This is a genomic window from Fischerella muscicola PCC 7414 (genome assembly GCF_000317205.1).
Taxonomy (GTDB): Bacteria; Cyanobacteriota; Cyanobacteriia; order Cyanobacteriales; family Nostocaceae; genus Fischerella; species Fischerella muscicola.
The window spans coordinates 1-16,827 of the sequence record NZ_AJLK01000146.1; the positions used below are offsets into that span (position 1 = coordinate 1).

Annotated in this window: 14 protein-coding genes; 10 read left to right on the forward strand and 4 right to left on the reverse strand. The window is 42.7% G+C overall.

All coding sequences use genetic code 11. The features are described from left to right. The coding region (gene topA / locus UYI_RS0122610) for a type I DNA topoisomerase (RefSeq protein WP_016868952.1) at positions 1 to 1,839 on the reverse strand (1,839 nt) is incomplete at its 3' end. Between the two features lie 202 nt (positions 1,840 to 2,041). Beyond that, positions 2,042 to 3,376, reverse strand: coding sequence for a hypothetical protein (locus UYI_RS0122615; RefSeq protein ID WP_016868953.1), 1,335 nt, complete (start codon positions 3,374 to 3,376; stop codon positions 2,042 to 2,044). Positions 3,377 to 3,900: 524 nt separating this feature from the next. Between UYI_RS0122615 and UYI_RS0122620 the strand changes: the two genes are divergently transcribed. Continuing rightward, positions 3,901 to 4,803, forward strand: coding sequence for a hypothetical protein (locus tag UYI_RS0122620; RefSeq protein WP_016868954.1), 903 nt, complete (start codon positions 3,901 to 3,903; stop codon positions 4,801 to 4,803). Positions 4,804 to 5,011: 208 nt separating this feature from the next. Continuing rightward, positions 5,012 to 6,172, forward strand: a complete 1,161-nt coding sequence (locus UYI_RS0122625) for an NAD(P)/FAD-dependent oxidoreductase (protein WP_016868955.1) — start codon at positions 5,012 to 5,014, stop codon at positions 6,170 to 6,172. On the opposite strand, the gene UYI_RS0122630 is transcribed toward UYI_RS0122625, so the two are convergent. Continuing rightward, positions 6,141 to 6,656 carry a hypothetical protein gene (locus UYI_RS0122630; RefSeq protein WP_016868956.1) on the reverse strand — a complete coding sequence of 172 codons (516 nt, stop codon included), beginning with the start codon at positions 6,654 to 6,656 and terminating at the stop codon, positions 6,141 to 6,143. The two genes, UYI_RS0122625 and UYI_RS0122630, sit on opposite strands and share 32 nt — an antisense overlap. A gap of 220 nt (positions 6,657 to 6,876) precedes the next feature. On the opposite strand from UYI_RS0122630, the gene UYI_RS0122635 reads away from it, so the two are divergent. The 8 genes from UYI_RS0122635 to UYI_RS37110 all read left to right on the forward strand — a co-directional run bounded on the left by UYI_RS0122635 (position 6,877) and on the right by UYI_RS37110 (position 14,217). Continuing rightward, on the forward strand, positions 6,877 to 7,197 hold the full coding sequence (locus UYI_RS0122635) for a hypothetical protein (RefSeq protein WP_016868957.1): 321 nt from the start codon (positions 6,877 to 6,879) through the stop codon (positions 7,195 to 7,197). Beyond that, entirely contained in the window at positions 7,179 to 7,547 is a 369-nt protein-coding gene (locus UYI_RS0122640) for a pentapeptide repeat-containing protein (protein ID WP_016868958.1), read from the forward strand. The genes UYI_RS0122635 and UYI_RS0122640 overlap by 19 nt, the downstream gene beginning before the upstream one ends. 682 nt (positions 7,548 to 8,229) lie before the next feature. Further along, entirely contained in the window at positions 8,230 to 10,098 is a 1,869-nt protein-coding gene (locus tag UYI_RS0122645; RefSeq protein ID WP_016868959.1) for an aspartate kinase, read from the forward strand. A gap of 135 nt (positions 10,099 to 10,233) precedes the next feature. Next, entirely contained in the window at positions 10,234 to 10,593 is a 360-nt protein-coding gene (locus UYI_RS0122660) for a VOC family protein (RefSeq protein WP_016868961.1), read from the forward strand. Positions 10,594 to 10,914: 321 nt separating this feature from the next. Next, entirely contained in the window at positions 10,915 to 12,213 is a 1,299-nt protein-coding gene (locus UYI_RS0122665) for a recombinase family protein (protein ID WP_026086118.1), read from the forward strand. Between the two features lie 719 nt (positions 12,214 to 12,932). Beyond that, positions 12,933 to 13,385: a ribbon-helix-helix domain-containing protein gene (locus UYI_RS0122675; protein WP_016868964.1), complete on the forward strand. Its 453-nt coding sequence runs from the start codon at positions 12,933 to 12,935 to the stop codon at positions 13,383 to 13,385. Further along, entirely contained in the window at positions 13,336 to 14,016 is a 681-nt protein-coding gene (locus tag UYI_RS0122680) for a hypothetical protein (RefSeq protein ID WP_026086120.1), read from the forward strand. The genes UYI_RS0122675 and UYI_RS0122680 overlap by 50 nt, the downstream gene beginning before the upstream one ends. Before the next feature lie 27 nt (positions 14,017 to 14,043). Then, positions 14,044 to 14,217: a hypothetical protein gene (locus tag UYI_RS37110; protein WP_016868966.1), complete on the forward strand. Its 174-nt coding sequence runs from the start codon at positions 14,044 to 14,046 to the stop codon at positions 14,215 to 14,217. 273 nt (positions 14,218 to 14,490) lie between these two features. Here UYI_RS37110 and UYI_RS0122690 read toward each other — a convergent pair whose 3' ends face one another. Then, positions 14,491 to 16,797, reverse strand: coding sequence for an IMS domain-containing protein (locus UYI_RS0122690; protein WP_016868967.1), 2,307 nt, complete (start codon positions 16,795 to 16,797; stop codon positions 14,491 to 14,493). Positions 16,798 to 16,827 lie beyond the last annotated feature (30 nt).

A 16,827-nucleotide genomic window follows, 5' to 3' on the forward strand; every position in this document is an offset into this window, starting at 1 on the left:
TTTATTACTAGGAATTTTGGCTAGATTGTTTTTGCACTCAGGACAACGAGTTCTGGAAGTTTCAAATTTGCGTGTAGTTACACCAGATGCTTTCGCACCATTTGCTGAAGAATTAACAGGTACAGTTTTGGCTTTTGCTAAGGCTGGTGCAAAGTAATTTTGGTTCCAATTTGTCAGATAATGCTGCCAGGGTTGTTTTCCAGAAGCGATCGCATCCAGTGCATCTTCCATTTTGGCAGTAAATTCTGTTTCTAATAAATCTGGTAATGCTTTTTGCAAAAACGCATCAACTTCCAAACCCAAAGATGTCGGCTGTAAGTTTTCCTTGGTGAGTTGGACGTAACCTCGTTTCTTTAAGGTTGCGATCGTGGGAGAATAGGTACTGGGACGACCAATGCCTTTGCGCTCCATCAGTTGGACTAATTTTGGTTCGCTGTAACGTGGTGGTGGTTGGGTCTGTTTCTTCTCGTGTCCTGCATTCTCCAAAGTCAACATCTGTCCCTGTTGCAAGTTAGGCAGAATTGTATCTTTGCTGAGGTTTGACCAGTAACGAGCATAACCGAGAAACTCTACTACTTGTCCTCTAGCTTGCCATAAAAGTTCACCCGACTGAGTCACAACGAGGGTTTTACGGAGAATCGCCGGACGACATTGGGAGGCGATCGCTCGTTTCCAAATCAGCACATACAAGTTAAACTCATCGGTATCAAGTTCTACTCGCAATTGAGCAGAAGGACGAAAAACATCGGTGGGGCGAATCGCTTCGTGGGCTTCCTGAGCTATTTTACTACTGCGGTGTCTAGCAGTTTGCTGTGGTACATTCTCCGGATCATTTTGCTCCAACCATTGACGCGCACTCTTGCAGAACTCTGGACTCAGCATGACTGAATCCGTCCGCATGTAAGTAATTAGACCCGCTTCATATAACTTTTGGGCTACAAGCATTGTCTTCTCAGGGGGAAATCGCAACCTAGAACCAGCAGCCTGCTGAAGAGTAGAAGTAATAAAGGCTGGAGGTGGTTGGCGGTTGACGATCTTTCCCTCATATTGGGCAACTTGATGAGGATGGCGTTTTGCTTGTTCAACTAAGCGTGTGGCTTCGGCTTCCGAAAGCACACGGGTAGACTCGGTTACTTCTGTATTATTTACAGCGGTATCATCATGCACCTCAGTTTCCTGCTTTGTTTCTTCCTTGGGAGCATTGACAGTTCCTTTGTAGAAAGCGCGGAACCCTTCAGCGTAATCTACCCAAACACTCCAATAATCTTGGGGAACAAAAGAGACAATTTCCCGTTCACGCTGGCAAATCAAGTGTAAAGTAGCACTCTGGACTCTGCCAACACTTTTTGCTCCATTATTCAACGCCCAAACTAAAGGACTCCCCTTGTAACCTACCAACTTATCTAAGCAATCTCGACACAACCCTGCTCCGATCAAGTTAGAATCAAGTTTTCTGGGATGAGCGATCGCAGCGCGCACCGCAGACTCTGTAATCTCTGTATAGACAACCCGTTTTGGTTCCTTTAATCCCAAAGCTTCTTTCAGGTGCCAAGCAATGGTTTCTCCTTCTCTATCAGGATCTGTAGCTAAGATAACTTCTTTAGCTTGTTTGGCAGCAGCTTTTAGCGATTGAATCGTTTCTTTTGCCTGCTGATCGCGGGGGATGTAGCGACACTCGACACTGTTACCATCCATAGTAAAGCCCAAGGAATCCTCGCCTTCATTGCTGAGTTCGCGGATATGACCGCAACTAGCACGCACAATCCACTCTGTTCCCAGGATTTGACTAAGCTTTTTGACTTTACCGGGGGATTCAACTACTAGAAGGCGTTTAGGCATGGCGCCTGACCTCTGGATGCGACCTAACAGTAAGTTCTTAGTTTTTTATAGTACACTTGTTTGGCGTTTTGTTATTAATATCTGAATAGAATTTAAAGCGGTGAAGATAATTATTTTAGAAATCGAACACCTATGAACACAGATACACACCGATAATTTATCTGTGTGCATCGGTGTGCATCTGTGTTTGACTTTTCAAACCTTACAGTGTTTGAAAGCCTTTTGCTGCTTTCTTTTGTCCCTTGTTTTTAGGTTTAGATTTATGGACTTCTCCTAAAGCCTCTTGGAATAAATTATGTAGATGTACAGGTACGCTAGCTATTTCTGGTAATTCTGGTTCTAGAGATTTATCATGTTCTTGCAAAAGTTCATCTAAGTCATTTTTCAAGTTAAAGTCTGGACGTTGTAGGACTGTTTGCAATATTTTTTCTAATGAATTTGGATACTCTGCTGCTAGGCGATACCAAATGAAAGCATTGATATTTTTACTTTCTAAATAGTGGCGAATTAGCTTTTCGGCTCCTTCAATACTTTGCCAATCTTCTGCTACTAAAATAGTTTTGATTTTAGTGTAGGTTGGTAAAAACATCTGTCCCCAACGGGGATGAGAAAGGGCTGTTACTGCTTCTGCTTTTTTGAGTTCAGCAGGCAACTCTACTTTTGATGCTACCATTTTGGCTGTGGTAGTTTTGCTATTCAATAATTGCGATACTACCTTAGAGTCAGCACCCAAATCTGCTGCTGCGTTTTCGATTTCCTCTTCGTCAACTCCTGCTTCTTGAGCAATTTCGGCGAGGGATTTTGAGGAATCAATTCCTGCTGCTGCTAAGCTTTTTTCTGTATTTATTTCCTGGAGTTCAGCTATTTTTTTGTTGAGTTGGTATCCTGGCATGGTTACTTCATCACTACCAAAAAACTCAACAAACTGTTCATGATATCTGACTACCGACTGCCAAGCTTCTTCTAATAAATCGGGTGCATCACTATAAAGATGGTTTTTGTAGTTTTCTTTAAAATTACCAATAGCCACCGCTAATTTTGGTTTACCCAGTTTCCCCATTTGTGTATAGGGGCCAGAAAATGTCAAGTAGGATTCTGTTACAGGAGAAATGCGAGTCAGGAGAATTTCTCCTTCTTTTAACCGCGACATTTCCTGTTGTGTTTTAGCATTGTTGAATTTAACAATGTAGTTTTTGGCTGTCAGCCAGTTCATCAACTCAAAGCCATCATCTAATACTTTAACGATCGCAAATAAACCCATAAAACTACGATGCCAACTATTGAGTAATTGGCGATCGCTTTCCGATAATTCAGGATGAGTTTGGATAAACATATCTATTGGTGAGTTATCCCCAACTTTGCCTTCCATAGCAAAGCTGTCTATTGTTAACTCTTGTTGGATAGTATCACCAGAACCACGACGCAACTGCGCTGCTGCATAAGTCTCCAGCGCTTGTGCTAGTTCATCATCTGCATCCAAAATAAAGTCAATTAACGCTTGCTTGAGTTGGTGCGATCGCTCTAATAGTGCATCCACAGTTTCATCTCTCGGTTTCAACTTTTGTAGATTATAGGTTGCCGAAAGCTGGATGGATCTAACTATTGGCTTAATTTCTCAAATTGCGATCGTACATAAATTTTGCCTAAATCCTGGGAAAATACTTAGTGCCTTTGTGGTGAAAATCTTGAACCACTGAGACTCCAAGACACAAAGAATTTTCATCCCTTTATCTCTAGAGAAGCCATCCTAAGAGCGTTTACCCACTTCCTAGAGCTTAAATTCGCACTTTCAGCACTAATTACCTAAAATTTACAATAATATTGGTTTTTTGGTTGAAAATTTACATTAAATTACGTATAATCGCTTAGCTGTCGGGTTAATAAATATCTTTGACTAAATGAGAGTATAGATAAATAAGCATTAATTTTTACTTAAAAAGTAAAAGCCGCAAAATAATTTTGAAAATTTACGAAATTAAAGTATCACACATAGTAGTATTTGTTATTACTCGAAAATTCAGGAAAATTAACTAAGATTCCACGACTAATAAAGAGGAAGATATGAAGCGACATCTGGGATTTGCTAAGCAATGTTTACTGGTAATTACTCCGGTGGTAGCTAGTTCTGTCTTAGCAACCCCATCCAGCCAAGCTGCTACTCTAGCTTTTGCTCAAGAAGAATTAAATTTTACCAACTTTAGTGAAAGTTTTGGAATCATTGATAGACAAAATCAGGCTAACACCAATGCTTCAACTTTCAGTGAAGATGCAACAGTATTAACTCTCAATCAACAAACACAAACAGATTTCACATTTACTCCGCCACAAGCATATACTAAAGTAGGTTTGAGTCTCGCTAATGGTCAGGGTACAAGTTATTTAGGAACAGCAGATACTCTGGGAAAAATTGTTGGTAATTTTGACATTGATGCAGGAGAATTGTTTTCTTTTGATTTCACAGCCTCTTTAAATTTGGGAACATCAATAGACGATCCCCTAGCAGAAAATGCCAGAGCAATTGGAGATATTTCATTCTTGTTATTTGATACGAGTGATATTGACCCAGTAAATATCTCAGATTTGATCGCTGCTGTGGTCTCTGGCAATCAAAGCATTAGCATAAATCCTTTAGATTACTTTTCACTCATTGGCAATGTCAACACTGCTGGAAATGATGATTTTCTAGCATATCAAAACAGCCAAAGTATTAGCTTTTTGAATGAATTTCAAGAATCTGATTTTGTGGGAAATGAAGAACTAGCTAGAGCTGTTATTAATGGCTCTTACAAACGCTCTTTTGAGAATAAAACAAATCTGACTTTAGTAGCAGTAAGAAGAAGTCAAGTAAAAGTAGCAGCACCTGAGCCTTCAACCTATTTGGGTTCAGCTTTATTTTTTATGTTAGCTGCCATTGCTCTAAAAGCAAAACGTAGGGGAAATAAGCCAGTAAATATTATTAAATAAAAAATATATAGCGCTTCTCGTTTGGATAAATTACAACTTTATCGGTGTGCATCATCGGTGTGCATCTGTGTACATCTGTGTTCGTTTTTCCCTATAATCTCAAGGGCGCACTTAACATCTCGCCCTCAAATAAATTTGGGGCTAATAGCTTAAGTCGACTAAAGTCAGCTTATCCTTGGATTAAGTCATCTTTAGTTGTAACAAAACGATGAAAACCTACGATTGGATTGTGATTGGTGCGGGTTTTACGGGTGCTGCACTTGCCTATGAACTAGTAAGAACAGGCTTTTCAGTACTTTTGTTAGAACAAGATGCAAGCTTACGCAATGCCACTAATTATAGTTATGGTGGCTTAGCTTTTTGGTCTGGTACAACTCCCCTCACGCGTCAGTTGTATGATGAGGGAATAGCGCGTTATCGCCTTCTGGCGCAAGAGTTAGAAACTGATATTGAATTTCGCGAGTTGGATTTATTATTAACCATCGCTAGCGATAGCGATCCAGAAGTAGCTGCGGCGTCCTATAGTCATTTTGCGATTCCTCCCAAATTACTTAGTGTTGATGAAGCATGGGAGATGGAACCATTATTAAACAAAGAAGCGATCGCAGGCGCTTTAACTGTCAAACACGGTCATCTTAACCCAGAAAAAACAGCACAAGCTTACATTCAAGCATTTCTGCGCCTTGGGGGTGAAATGGAAATTACCCAAGTACAGAATTTCACCTCAAACAATTCTTCGCCAACTATCAAAACAACTACAAAAACTTATCACAGCGCTAACGTTGTCGTCTGTGCTGGTGGATTCTCTCGACAATTACTAAAAGCAGCCGGTATTCCTATACGTTTGTATTTCACCCATGCAGAGATGATCCAAACTCCACCCGTAGAAGTGCAATTGCGTACCTTAGTAATGCCGGCTAATCTGCAACGCTTTCAATTGGAAGCAGAGTCTAGCAAAGTTGATGAACTATGGAATGAACCCGGAAATGAACTAGCAGCGCCAATTTTAGATGCGGGTGCAATTCAGTTTCAAGATCGTAGTATACGCTTGGGTCAAATTAGCCGTCTTCTCACCGATGTAAATGCTGAGATAGATAGAAAAGTAAGTGAAAGCTGGCTGAGGCGGAGTATAGGAGAAATATTGCCAGCATTGTCTAATTTACCAGGAACGTGGCATCATTGTTTAGTGGCATTTAGTAGTGATCGCCTTCCCGTAATTGGTGCTATTCCCGAATATCGTGGAATCTACGTATTCTCTGGATTTAGCAACCCTTTAGTAATCGTACCACCTTTAGCTCAACGCTTTGCGAATTATTTAACTGGCAAAGAAGACGAAATTATTTCCCAATTATCTCCTGTTCGCTTGTAATCTCCGATTTAGCTAAAAGTTCTTTGGCTTCTTGCAAAAGTTCCTGTTGTTCCTTGTGAATTTCAGCTAGCCGTTGGCAAATCTCTTCTAATCTTTGTTGCTTTTGGACGTGCATCAGTTGAGAGTTTGCTGGTGGTAAAACAAGTAAATTATGGTCATTTTTTTGAGAATTAGTGAGCTTTTTGATTGCAACACTACCAATTTGAGTAAACGATACAAAACTAAACTTAACAACAGCTAAAATCAACTTCAAAGGAACTTGTAATATTGATTTACTAACTACTTCAACCAAACGGCTAATTGCTTGAATAATACTGCCAACTATAGCTAGGACAAACAATAGAATGATTAAACTAATAATTGGGTGATTAGCTGCCCAACTAATAACTTGTGCTAGTTGAAAAATAGAACGGTTCTGACTCAGCCAATCATTCATAGTTGGTTGTTGGTTGTTGGTTGTTGGTTGTTGTACCAGACGTGCCATGGCACGTCTGGTACATTAGTTAGTAGTTAGTAGGGGCAGGTTTTGGTAGATATTTATAAGTGGCTAAACAGAATTAATTACACACATTGTTTCGCTGTTAAGAGTTCCCTACCTTTTTATACTAGTACTAATCCAAATTTCAATTACTATCTAACATGCGATCGCCACAACTCATTGGTAGAGTGGTAAATAGAGGCTTGATACTGGATGAGTAAAAATGATGACCCTAGAAGAATTCAAGCAATTGATAGTAAAACAGCAAAAATGTCCCGATTCCTTGCCAAAAGCCTTGCAAGCTTTGTGGTTTGACTATAAAGGTAACTGGGATAGAGCGCATGAAATCGTTCAAAATGCCAATGATCTTGATAGTGCTTGGGTTCATGCGTACTTGCATAGAAAAGAAGGTGATTTGAGCAATGCTCGTTACTGGTATAGACGTAGTAGTAAGCCAGAATTTCATGCTGGACTTGATCAAGAATGGGAGGAAATTGCCTCTGATTTACTGATGAAGGTGAAACAATTATGGATGCCGATGAATTAATACGGCGTTACGCCGCCGGAGAAAGAGATTTTACTGCTGTCAATTTAGCTGGAGCTAAATTGATAGGAGCAGATTTAGTTGGCATCAATTTGTATGCAGCAGACTTGAGTGGTGCTAACCTGGCAAAAGCTAAACTATGGGGTTCTAATTTAGGTGGAGCAAACCTAGCCAAAGCAAATTTAACCAGAGCTAACCTCAGTGGTGCAAAGTTGATAGAAGCAAATCTACGCGGAGCTAAACTACAATATACCAAGCTATTTGGAGCAAATTTAACAGGGGCTTGTTACGACGACAGCACCAAATTTTCCTATGGCTTTAATCCACAAAGTAGAAATATGCGAAAGATGTAACGTTTGTAATCAGTTTTAAGCAATAGTTGGAGATGCAACAGTATAGGATGCATAAGGTAACTTTAATTCCATTCGTTCATTGATATTTGTTAAAACTAATTAAATTGCAGCTTTAGTTGTTACCCAAGAAATCTCTTGTATATACTCAGCAACTGTCGCCAACATATCTATACTGCCAGGAGCTAACTCCAGCAAAATTTATAATAGCACCTCAGTCATAATTGGCTTCCAGTAGACTCGCATAGATTTGCTCTGAACGGCAACCTACTAGTTCACCAAATTGATTTTGATTAAGTTAGCCAGATCCCTGACTTTTCTAAAAAGTCGGGGATCTTGTTTTTCACAAATGATTTAGGTTTGCAATAAATAATACACTTAATCCACACTTGTATATTAACAACAGTGGCAAGGAGTAAGGATACGATTAGTGTATATCAATAGACTCCAAAAGCAGGTGCTTGAATACAGTTTTATTTATTTGAGCCATAATCCTTCGTAGAACACAAGCTAGCGTGTTTCTCCAGCAACCACAACCAACTATTATCAAAGAAGTTTAAATTTCACATTTTTTGTGTCAGCTAATTCTGATAAGTTGTTAAATGAATATACTTGCAGAGCCTTCCCAACTTACTCATGCAGTGCGGGTGTTGATAAAGCAAGCACAATTCATTTAGTAAAAGTTATGTCGCTCATAGTTCAGAAATTCGGTGGTACATCTGTCGGTTCCGTTGAACGCATTGTCTCTGTTGCACAACGCGTTTCTAAAACTGCAAAAGCAGGAAATTCCATAGTGGTGGTGGTTTCTGCGATGGGCAAAACCACTGATGGACTCGTGAAATTAGCTGCGGAAATCTCTAAAAATCCTTGCCGTCGGGAAATGGATATGTTGCTTTCTACGGGTGAGCAAGTATCTATTGCTCTAGTGAGTATGGCGCTGCAAGAGTTAGGACAACCAGCAATTTCTCTGACTGGCGCTCAAGTAGGAATTGTAACCGAAGCTGAACATACCCGCGCTCGGATTTTACATATTCAAACAGAACGGCTCACCAAGCATCTCCAAGAAGGCAAAGTAGTTGTTGTTGCTGGTTTTCAAGGTATTAGCAGTACTGATGCATTAGAAATTACTACCTTAGGGCGAGGCGGATCAGATACTTCTGCTGTAGCGATCGCTGCTGCTCTCCATGCAGATTTTTGTGAAATTTATACTGATGTGCCAGGTATTCTCACTACCGATCCTCGTCTAGTTCCTGAGGCGCAGTTGATGAGCGAAATCACCTGCGATGAGATGCTAGAACTCGCTAGTTTAGGGGCAAAAGTATTACATCCGCGCGCTGTGGAAATTGCCCGTAACTACGGAGTGCCTTTAGTTGTACGTTCTAGCTGGACTGATGATCCCGGCACTTGGGTGGCTTCACCTCCAGTTAAAGAGCGACCGCTGATCAATTTAGAAATTGCGCGTCCGGTAGATAGTGTCGAATCTGATACTGACCAAGCCAAGGTAGCCTTATTACGTGTTCCAGATAGACCAGGTGTTGCAGCACGGCTGTTTGGAGAAATTGCTCGTCAGGATGTAGATGTAGATTTGATTATTCAATCAATTCACGAAGGTAATACAAATGACATAGCTTTTACTGTAATTACACCAATTTTACCAAAAGCCGAAGCCGTAGCTGCTGCCATTGCTCCTGTTCTCCGTAGTCACAAGAGTAGCCCAAATGAAGAAGCTGAGGTGATGGTGCAGCAAAATATTGCTAAAGTCAGTATTGCTGGTGCAGGAATGATTGGGCGTCCGGGAGTCGCCGCCAAAATGTTCGCCACCCTAGCAGCAGCAGGTGTGAATATCCAAATGATTTCTACCAGTGAAATTAAAGTCAGCTGCGTAATTGCTGCCCAAGAATGCGATCGCGCCGTCGCCGCCCTGCGGCAAGCATTTGAAATTGCAGAAATTGGGAAAGTACTAGACGATGGGGGGGTGGGGAGAACCGGAGGTGGGGAGAATTCGCCCCATCGCCCCATCACCCCATCACCCCATCATCCAACTACTCCTCCCGTACGCGGTGTCGCCCTCGATATGAACCAAGCGCGTCTAGCGATTCGCCAAGTTCAGGATCGTCCGGGAACGGCGGCAAAACTTTTTGGACTTTTGGCAGACAACAATATTAGTGTGGACATGATTATTCAGTCCCAACGCTGTCATCTAGTTAATGGTGTGCCAATGCGCGATATTGCTTTTACTGTAGCGCGGATGGATGCAGAAGCAGCACAGAAAATGTTACAAGCCAAAGCAGCAGAATATGGTTGGGGTGAAGTAGCCTTAGATCAGGCGATCGCCAAAGTCAGTATCGTTGGTGCCGGCATGGTAGGACAACCAGGCATCGCTGCAAAAATGTTTGAAGCCCTAGCACAGCATAATATAAACATTCAAATGATAGCTACTTCAGAAATCAAAATTAGTTGTGTAGTCACCCAAGAAGAAGGTGTGAAGGCACTACAAGTTATTCATGCAGCATTTGGACTCGCAGGTAGTGAGAAATTCATTGTACCTGCGTAGAGGGGATTAGGGGCAGTGGGGAGGTGGGGTGATGGGGAGTGTGAGGAGTGTGATATTTCCCTTGTCTCCCTTGTCCCCCTTGTCTCCCTTGTCCCCCTTGTCTCCCTTGTCCCCCTTGTCCCCCTTGTCCCCCATATGCAAATTACCCAGTGTGTTCATACAGCCATTCTCGTAACTGACTTAGAACGCTCCGAACATTTTTATGGCACTGTGTTGGGATTACCCAAAGTAGAACGTCCGATGAAATTCCCTGGCGCTTGGTATCAAGTCGGCGAGTATCAAATTCACCTGATCGTAGCTTCCAGCGTTAAGGATGAACCCAAAAATGAAAAATGGGGACGCAATCCCCACGTTGCTTTTTTAGTTTCCGACTTAGATGCCGCTAAACAGCAGCTATTAAATTATAACTGTCTAATACAACCCAGTGCTTCTGGTCGTCCTGCTGTTTTTACCCAAGATCCGGATGGAAATGTGATTGAGTTGAGTCAGGGGTGATGGGGAACTCACCGGCCCCCACTCCCCCAAAGGAGTGGGGATTAGAGGCAGTGGGGTGATGGGGCAGTGGGGTGATGGGGTGATGGGGTGATGGGGGGCTAGGGGTCCCCACTTTGTGGGGTTGGGGGGCAATGGGGAGTGTGAAGGGTGTGAGGAGTAGTAAACAACCAACAACTAACTACTAACTACTAACTACTAACTACTAACTACTAACCAATGTACCAGACGTGCCATGGCACGTCTGGTACAACAACCAACAACCAACAACCAACAACCAACAACCAACCACCAACCACCAACAACCAACAAATTCCCATTCTGATGAAAATTCTTGCTTACACCTACAGCGATCCTTTACTAGAAACTGCTGCCGATCCTCAGACTTGGGGATGGGATATAGATAGAGTGTATCAAGATTTAGGACAGCGCACGGAGTTACAACAGTTACTAATTGACTGTCAAAACGATCCGCCTGATTATGTCCTTGTCCGGCGTCTAGACGAATTGGGGGATAATGTTGAACAAGTGAGCGATCGCCTTTCCCAAATCGAAGCGATGGGGATAACGCTGGTTGCAATGGAGCAAGGTTACAATTCTGCCGAGAAATCTCCTAATCTTCATGCTGATTTGTTGCAATTGCTACGTCAAATTCAACGACAGCAACACAGTCGCCGTATCCGTCAAGCTCATGCCCGCAACCGTTTAGATGCTGCTCCCCCTCCTGGAAAAGCACCCTATGGTTATCGTCGAGGTAAAGATAAGTACATTCTTGACCGTAGTACTTCTCCTGTAGTCAAGGATTTTTTTGAACAATTTCTGCTTTATGGTTCCCTGCGGGGAGCAGTGCGTTACCTCGCGAAAAAATACGGCAAGAAAATTTCTGTCACCACAGGGCGTCGCTGGTTGACTAATCCAGTTTATCGTGGTAATACTGCTTATCAAAATGGAGAAATTCTTGCCGATACCCACCCCCCTATCCTTTCTCAGGAAGAAGCAGCGCAAGTTGACAGGCTTTTACGCCGTAACAGTCGTTTACCATCGCGAACTGCGAGTGCGCCACGTTCTCTAGCAGGGTTGGTTGTCTGTGGCGAATGTCAATCACCTATGGGTGTTGCTCGTGTTACTATTCGCAACCAAGACAAAGAGTATCTTTATTTACGACCAATTAGCTGTATAAAACGACCCAAGTGTCGGGCTATTCCTTATCAAGAAGTATTAGACCATACTATTCAAGCTGTTTGCCGCGACTTACCTGTGGCGGTGGACAAAATGAATTCTCCCCAATTAGATGCAGTTAAGAATAGCTTAGGGGATGCGATCGCTCGTCAGCAAGAAATACTCACACAATTACCAGCCTTAGTCGAAACTGGAGTACTAGATGCAGAAACAGCCAAATTAAGAGCATACAAACTCCGCACAGAAATATCTACACTGCAAGCAAAGTTAGCGACTTTACCACCAGTAAACTTGCGTTCTGTTGCTGTTGCAGTTTCCATCCCTCAATTTTGGTTGGATTTATCAGAAGCAGAACGACGATTTTATTTTCGCGAATTCATTCGTCAAGTAAAAATTCTTCGTCAAGAGCAAAAGTGGGACTTACAAGTAATTTTTATTTTTTGATATATCATGTTTGCTGGAACACTTATACTATCGCTTAGGCTGGTAATTGGTAATTGGTAATTGGTAATTGGTAATTGGTAATTGGTAATTGGTAATTGGTAATTGGTAATTGGTAATTGGTAATTGGTGAGCCAGCGCGCCCCAAGGGGGGTTCCCTCCCCCAACCCCAAAGGGGAGTGGGGACCGGTGAGTCCCCCATGAGCGTAAGCGCGAACCCGTAAGGGTAATTGGTAATGGGTAATTAAGATACTGATGATTTTCCCATCCCCAGTGCCCAATGCCTAAAAACAGGGCATAATACCATAAACAATTAGCCTAATTCAGCCAAATACTTTAATATTTCTTTAAATTTCTCTGTGTGTAGCTAAATTTCAATTTCTTATCAGAGAATTTATAAAATATTATACATAATCAAACTTGATGATTGTATAATAACTTGCAAAGGGGCTTTAAGCCCCTTGTTTTTCACCCGCAAGCTAGTTATCAGGGTAGCCAAGTAATTACCAGGGTATCTACCTTTTTTATAGGCATCTACCGTCAATTTTAAATTTTACTAAGTTGCAGTAGCTGACCGATTAATTCTGTCAGTACTGTCATGCTAACACTTGTCATTTTTTCATGTCAATGATTCATGTAAAAATGACAAAAAATCATGTCAATCAATTTAGATATCATGAGAGAGAATAGAAGACAAATGTGATATCTATACAATTCACAAAATGACCGACAGAAGGCGTTGTGAGGATTACAAACAAGTCAGCGGTTACGTCCCGGTAGAGTTGGCGCGGGAATTCAAAAGCATCTGCGCTCGTGAGGGTGTGTCTCAAAGCGACGCATTAGAAGAGATGATCCGTGAGTGGCTGGGCAAAAAAACAGCTTCCAACTCCTCCCAACTAGAACAGGCCAATCGCCTGATCACAATTGCTGATGTAGTTCGAGCCAACATGACAAAACTGAAGCGCTGTGGAGTCAAAAACCTACAAGCGCTTTCCAAAGGAGAAGTTCTACCTACACCAGGGGACTTCGCCATCATTATGTCTAGTTTGGCTATCCCTGAGGAAGAACAAAAAATGATTTGGCAAAAAACTTTTAGTTCCCTAAACAATGATTTTGGTGGTGTGAATGAGTGCGAGCGTTCTGAAAGTCCTAAACCAACCGGGCTGGAACTATAAATTGTCTTATGATGGGGTTTCTATCCTTGCCCCAACCAAGAAAGATGCGACCCACCTTGCTCAAAGCTACGGATATGCTTTAAGTGAAACCGCAGCAAAAATCAACGGTAAGGTACGAATTGGGTGGAGACACTGCAAGCGACCTATCGAATTTTATGGGTGGATGGCATCTCAGAAACCCCCTACACCCGCCGAAACCGCTGAGCGCATGTTACCTGTGGGAGGCGAAGTTTTTTGCAGTCAGCTGCAATTACCAGTAGGGTTGTTGAAACGTATGGTTGCCGCTGCTGAAAGTGAACGCCCGATTAGTATTATCAGACAAGATAACAATAAACAAATAATTGTTAATCAACTAATGTCTGACATGCTACAAACTCCCCCGGAGGTTGCTACTCAAAGAGTGATGAATAGGTTCTGGCTACCAGAAGATTTGGCAGAACTGGAACGACGACTCAGTCAGCAGAGTAGATTCACTATGACTCACCGGGGTGGGTTAAACGAACAAACTTGGGCGATCCTCACAACCCAATTCGAGAGTTTTGAGGTTGATGGCATCTGGTACAGACAAGCAACTACCTTAGCAACTCCTGAACTGATACCGATTCCACCAGAGGCTTTTGCTCCGATTTAAGTAGATAATTTGGCTTAACTTCAAGAAATGAAAAATCATCAGGTGCATAACATCAATATATTTATTCAGGGATGCACTACCTCAGTTGAGGATTGGGGAAGTGTGAGAAGTGGTGAGGAAGACAAGGAAGACAAGGCAGACAAAGAAGACAAGGAAGAAAAACGATTCATTAGTTCGCAACCAACAACAATCAACCACTAACCCTACCCTTACCTTAAGCCACTACCCTGCGGGAAGCCCTCCGGGTACTCTACGAGAAGCCGGGCTTCGCCCGTCTACGGGGGTTCGCAATCGTGACGGGAAGCGGAGCCAGTGCGGTGGACGGGTCTCCCGGCATAAAGCACCTGGCGTCCAAGACTGCGACCCCCTCACCGCTTCGCGTCTACGTGTCTACGGGTTCGTCAGTCGCTCATGGGAAAGACCCCCTTCTGCGCGCTGACTCACCACTAACCACTAACAAGCAACCACCAACAATTAACTAACTTTATTCAAAACCGATATTTCCCGGATACGCCATCCATCAGGTTTGCGAACCAAGTTATATCTAACTCGCACCGTTTCTTTAGAGGACTTCTGCTGGTTTAGTAAACCGTTTTCATAAAAACTAGTTGCTTCTGTTACCGAAGCTTGCACCGCAGCATGTTCCTGATCTTTAGGATCAATTTCTAAAGATTCTATCTTAACGCTATGTTCATACTTGCGATAACGGTTATCAGCTTTGTCTTGTTGGGCAACTCGTTGCCATTGAGTCAGGGCTGAGCCGATCAAAATATTCTCCAAACTATCAATTTCATAATTTGGCCCTAAGGCAGCAGATTTAGTTGCTAACCAAGTCTGAATCACTTCTTCTGCTGTCGCTTCTGTTATAGCTCCTGTGGGAAACTGAGGTTTACTGTTACGGTCAGGAATAGTTAATGGTGGTTCATTTATTTGGATTGATAATTGTGAACCTTGTAGAGTTGGTGCTGGTCTCAATGCGTTATGTACGAATTTTACAGTTGTTGAAATCGCCAACCATAAAACTAATAGACTTGCCAAAGTAGTCACCACCACCCAAAGTAACCGCATTTTGGTATTGCCCCTACGAGAAGCAGAACGCCTCCGCCGTGAAGTAGCAGGTGGACGTTGCTCTCTGTTGTGTCCTCTGGAATGAGCAGATGGGCTGGATGTGCGCCTTCTTGGGGTTTGTGGTTGAGGGGGTACACCAGGTCTCGCGGAACCATTCATGTAATAGTTATTACTTCTGCTTGCACGTTCCACACCAGAAACGGGAATAACGGGCATGTCTACTCTTGTATCCTCAGTGGGTGAATGGGTTGGTGATGTCGGAGAGGATGAAGATGAATGGAGTGGAGATTTTGCTGAATTGGTTCTACTATTGGGAAATTGTCGGTAAACTATATTAGGGTCGTTGCGGTAACTTTGAGGATTGATCTCGGTTGGAGAATGTGAAGGTTGGTTAGTTGTTGACCCTTCATAATTAGTTTCTGGCTGCGTGGGTAGCTGTTCTAGATAAGTTTGTACCCGCTGGTCAGCAAAATAATCTTTCAGGGAAGCTTGCTGCTTGACTAAATCTCGGAAGTTAGGAAAAACATCGTTTTGCAACCAATGCTCACCGTATAAACACAAGCCTGGAAGCAAATCGGGAGAGTTTTGAGAATGTTCCCGAATAAAAGCTAAGGCTTCGTATTCCTGACTCAGTTCTAAAGCCCGGGTAGCTTCTTCTGTTTGACCCAACATCAAAGCACATAAAGACTGTTCTAAATGCACATCTTGGCGCTTGCCCAGGCGGATCAGCATCTGTTTTGCTTGCTGAATCAAAGCTGGTTGACGTTGGCTGAATCCGCGTGCTATCAATGCATAAACAGCCAAGTATATGGCTACGCCAGAAGGACGCTTACTTTCCGCTTCAAATAATTGATGTTGTTCTGCTACTGTGAGGTGGTTACGCAGTTGCTGGATAAAGCGTAGAAAGTCATCGATGTTGAGACCAGAGTAGTCATTCCCTGTGCCATCAATACCGCCGCGATCGTCTAAGATATCTTGTAGTAATTGTAAGCCTTGCTTGCGTTCGGCAGTTTTTTCTAGGGGTAAGGCAAGTAACTCTAAAATTCTGTACGGTCGCAGTCTGTAAAGGTCTGCCTGAATTTCAGCTTGCACATTTGGGAAGAGACCAAAATGTGCTAATAACTGATCGCCTGTTTCTAGGGAAGCAGCTGCATTTTCGTAATGACCCTGTTGCCATTCTTCTCGACCTAGTTCTAGGCAAGCAAGCGCAACTGTAAGAACAACATCTGCTCTTTGGGAGTCTATATTACTAAATTCGCTAGTTTCTGAAGTTTTGCCTGCTTGGACACCAGTACTGTTATTGTTAGTCAGGTACGGATGACCTAGCTTTAGTACTAGTTCGTATTCTCCTAACTCTTGCAGAATCAGCAAAGCACCTGCTAATTCGTCTGGGTTAATTTCGATGCTGAGACCTTGAGACTCAATCGAGTCATGGTCAGCAGCACGGTTTTCCACTGCTACGGTAGGATTGTTTTCCCTCTCGGAACCATAGGCATGGGCAAGATAAATTTGATCGTAGGCTCTGCGTTCTTTGGGATCTGATAAAACCACGTAAGCTTCTTCAATAAGTTGTTTGCGAGAGTTTATCGCTACCTGAGAATACTCGCGTCGCGGCAATTGCTGTCGGCGATCGCTATACGCCTGCCGCAATTGTTCCTCACTTGCTGCCAAAGGCAGTCCTAAAATTCGGTAGTAATCTAGCGGGATTCGCACAGCCTACTTCCCCTGCAGCGCGATCGACAT

Coding starts and splice junctions, on each gene's coding strand:
- UYI_RS0122635 (WP_016868957.1), top strand. CDS start 6,877: ATGACCCTAGAAGAATTCAAGCAATTGATAGTAAAACAGCAAAAATGT.
- UYI_RS0122675 (WP_016868964.1), top strand. CDS start 12,933: ATGACCGACAGAAGGCGTTGTGAGGATTACAAACAAGTCAGCGGTTAC.
- UYI_RS0122625 (WP_016868955.1), top strand. CDS start 5,012: ATGAAAACCTACGATTGGATTGTGATTGGTGCGGGTTTTACGGGTGCT.
- UYI_RS0122660 (WP_016868961.1), top strand. CDS start 10,234: ATGCAAATTACCCAGTGTGTTCATACAGCCATTCTCGTAACTGACTTA.
- UYI_RS0122680 (WP_026086120.1), top strand. CDS start 13,336: ATGAGTGCGAGCGTTCTGAAAGTCCTAAACCAACCGGGCTGGAACTAT.
- UYI_RS0122620 (WP_016868954.1), top strand. CDS start 3,901: ATGAAGCGACATCTGGGATTTGCTAAGCAATGTTTACTGGTAATTACT.
- UYI_RS0122640 (WP_016868958.1), top strand. CDS start 7,179: ATGGATGCCGATGAATTAATACGGCGTTACGCCGCCGGAGAAAGAGAT.
- UYI_RS37110 (WP_016868966.1), top strand. CDS start 14,044: ATGAAAAATCATCAGGTGCATAACATCAATATATTTATTCAGGGATGC.
- UYI_RS0122665 (WP_026086118.1), top strand. CDS start 10,915: ATGAAAATTCTTGCTTACACCTACAGCGATCCTTTACTAGAAACTGCT.
- UYI_RS0122630 (WP_016868956.1), bottom strand. CDS start 6,656: ATGGCACGTCTGGTACAACAACCAACAACCAACAACCAACAACCAACT.
- UYI_RS0122645 (WP_016868959.1), top strand. CDS start 8,230: ATGTCGCTCATAGTTCAGAAATTCGGTGGTACATCTGTCGGTTCCGTT.